We start from the raw sequence: 3,470 nt of genomic DNA on the forward strand, positions 1-3,470 counted from the left end.
TTGTGTTCGGCGGTGTCCTACTCTCCCACACTGATTAGGGTGCAGTACCATTGGCGCTGGAGGGCTTAGCTTCCGGGTTCGGAATGGAGCCGGGCGTTTCCCCTCCGCTATGGCCGCCGTAACTTTATGAAACAGTGTCACAGACTGTTTGTTTGAACAGTTGTGTGTTGTTTCAGAGGTGCATAGTGGATGCGATCAACGATCAGAAACACACTGTTGTGGTGTGTGGTGATGTTGTGGGTGTTGTTGGTAAGTCCTCGGCCGATTAGTACCAGTCACCTGAACACATTGCTGTGCGTACAGTTCTGGCCTATCAACCCCATGGTCTGTAGGGGGCCTTAACCCCGCTGAGGGGGTGAGAAACCTCATCTTGGAACAGGCTTCCCGCTTAGATGCTTTCAGCGGTTATCCCTTCCGAACGTAGCTAACCAGCGGTGCCCCTGGCGGGACAACTGGCACACCAGAGGTTCGTCCGTCCCGGTCCTCTCGTACTAGGGACAGGTTTCCTCAAGTTTCTTACGCGCGCGGCGGATAGAGACCGAACTGTCTCACGACGTTCTAAACCCAGCTCGCGTGCCGCTTTAATGGGCGAACAGCCCAACCCTTGGGACCTACTCCAGCCCCAGGATGCGACGAGCCGACATCGAGGTGCCAAACCATCCCGTCGATATGGACTCTTGGGGAAGATCAGCCTGTTATCCCCGGGGTACCTTTTATCCGTTGAGCGACACCGCTTCCACTTGCCGGTGCCGGATCACTAGTCCCGACTTTCGTCCCTGCTCGACATGTACGTCTCACAGTCAAGCTCCCTTGTGCACTTACACTCAACACCTGATTGCCAACCAGGCTGAGGGAACCTTTGGGCGCCTCCGTTACCTTTTAGGAGGCAACCGCCCCAGTTAAACTACCCACCAGGCACTGTCCCTGAACCCGATCAGGGTCCGAGGTTAGAAGTCCAATACGATCAGAGTGGTATTTCAACAACGACTCCATGAACACTGGCGTGCCCACTTCACAGTCTCCCACCTATCCTACACAAACCGAACCGAACACCAATACCAAGCTATAGTGAAGGTCCCGGGGTCTTTTCGTCCTGCCGCGCGTAACGAGCATCTTTACTCGTACTGCAATTTCGCCGAGTCTGTGGTTGAGACAGCAGAGAAGTCGTTACGCCATTCGTGCAGGTCGGAACTTACCCGACAAGGAATTTCGCTACCTTAGGATGGTTATAGTTACCACCGCCGTTTACTGGGGCTTAAATTCTCAGCTTCACCACCGAAGTGATTAACCGGTCCTCTTAACCTTCCAGCACCGGGCAGGCGTCAGTCCGTATACATCGTCTTACGACTTCGCACGGACCTGTGTTTTTAGTAAACAGTCGCTTCTCTCTGGTCTCTGCGACCCACACCAGCTCAGACCGTAAAGATCGTCACCAGAATAGGTCCCCCTTCTCCCGAAGTTACGGGGGCATTTTGCCGAGTTCCTTAACCACAGTTCTCTCGATCGCCTTAGTATTCTCTACCTGACCACCTGTGTTGGTTTGGGGTACGGGCCGTGTACCAACTCACTAGAGGCTTTTCTCGGCAGCATAGGATCATGGAATTCACCTCAACGGCTACGCATCACCTCTCAGGCATCATGAGTGACGGATTTGCCTACCACTCGCCCTACAGGCTTACACCAGTACAACCACTGACTGGCCCCACTACCTTCCTGCGTCACCCCATCGCTTGCCTACTACCAGCCAAGGTCCCATGCATCACCCCAACCCGGCACCCGAAGGTGCTCTCGTGGAGATCAGGATGGTTAGTACAACTGATTCAGCATGGGCGCGGATACACGGGTACGGGAATATCAACCCGTTGTCCATCGACTACGCCTGTCGGCCTCGCCTTAGGTCCCGACTCACCCTGGGCGGATTAGCCTGGCCCAGGAACCCTTGGTCATTCGGCGGCAGAGTTTCTCACTCTGCTTTCGCTACTCATGCCTGCATTCTCACTCCCACACCCTCCACCACTAGATCACTCTGTGGCTTCCACGGATGCAGGACGCTCCCCTACCCACCCACACACCTGGTTGACTCTCCGTAGAAAACCAACGGGCTATTGTGTGAGTGCCGCGGCTTCGGCGGTGTACTTGAGCCCCGCTACATTGTCGGCGCAGGATCACTTGACCAGTGAGCTATTACGCACTCTTTCAAGGGTGGCTGCTTCTAAGCCAACCTCCTGGTTGTCTTCGCGACCCCACATCCTTTTCCACTTAGTACACGCTTAGGGGCCTTAGCCGGCGATCTGGGCTGTTTCCCTCTCGACTACGAACCTTATCGCCCGCAGTCTCACTGCCACACTCTCACTTACCGGCATTCGGAGTTTGGCTGACGTCAGTAACCCTGTGGGGCCCATCGGCCATCCAGTAGCTCTACCTCCGGTAAGAAACATGTGACGCTGCACCTAAATGCATTTCGGGGAGAACCAGCTATCACGGAGTTTGATTGGCCTTTCACCCCTACCCACAACTCATCCCCTCCATTTTCAACTGAAGTGGGTTCGGGCCTCCACGACGTCTTACCGACGCTTCACCCTGGCCATGGGTAGATCACTCCGCTTCGGGTCTAGACCCGGCGACTCCAACGCCCTATTCAGACTCGCTTTCGCTACGGCTACCCCACACGGGTTAACCTCGCCACCGAGCACTAACTCGCAGGCTCATTCTTCAAAAGGCACGCCATCACCCACAGCCACAAGGACTCACAGGCTTTGACGGATTGTAAGCGTCCGGTTTCAGGTACTATTTCACTCCCCTCCCGGGGTACTTTTCACCTTTCCCTCACGGTACTTGTCCGCTATCGGTCACCAGGAAGTATTCAGGCTTACCGGGTGGTCCCGGCAGATTCACAGCAGATTCCACGAGCCCGCTGCTACTTGGGGACACCGTCACGCAAGACCATGTGTTTTCAGCTACCGGACTCTCACCGACTACGGCAGACCATTCCAGGCCACTTCACCTAACACACGATTTTCTGACTCACGCTTCCACAGGCAGATGGAAGAAGACGAACCCCACAACCCCACACACACAACCCCTACCCGGTATCACATGCGCATGGTTTAGCCTCATCCGCTTTCGCTCGCCACTACTCACGGAATCACAATTGTTTTCTCTTCCTATGGGTACTGAGATGTTTCACTTCCCCACGTTCCCCCCACACAGCCTATACATTCAGCTGGTGGTAACACGACATCACTCGTGCTGGGTTTCCCCATTCGGACACCCTCGGATCACAGCTCGTTTGACAACTCCCCGAGGACTATCGCGGCCTACCACGTCCTTCATCGGCTCCTGGTACCAAGGCATCCACCGAACGCCCTTACACACTTCCAACAACACCTACAAACAACCCCCGAAAACGAGGATCGAATGTAGACATCAACACAACACTACAAAAATCTTTCTGCTAAATCACAGACCAA

At 54.8% G+C, this 3,470-nt stretch carries 2 rRNA genes; both read right to left on the bottom strand.

From position 1 onward, the window contains the following. Positions 1 to 4 precede the first annotated feature (4 nt). Positions 5 to 121, bottom strand: a 5S ribosomal RNA gene (rrf, locus tag ACFW3F_RS25455). 124 nt (positions 122 to 245) lie between these two features. Beyond that, a 23S ribosomal RNA gene (locus ACFW3F_RS25460) occupies positions 246 to 3,381 on the bottom strand. Between the last annotated feature and the right edge of the window lie 89 nt (positions 3,382 to 3,470).

It is taken from the genome of Gordonia sp. NPDC058843 (genome assembly GCF_042743165.1).
In the GTDB taxonomy this organism is placed as follows: Bacteria; Actinomycetota; Actinomycetes; order Mycobacteriales; family Mycobacteriaceae; genus Gordonia.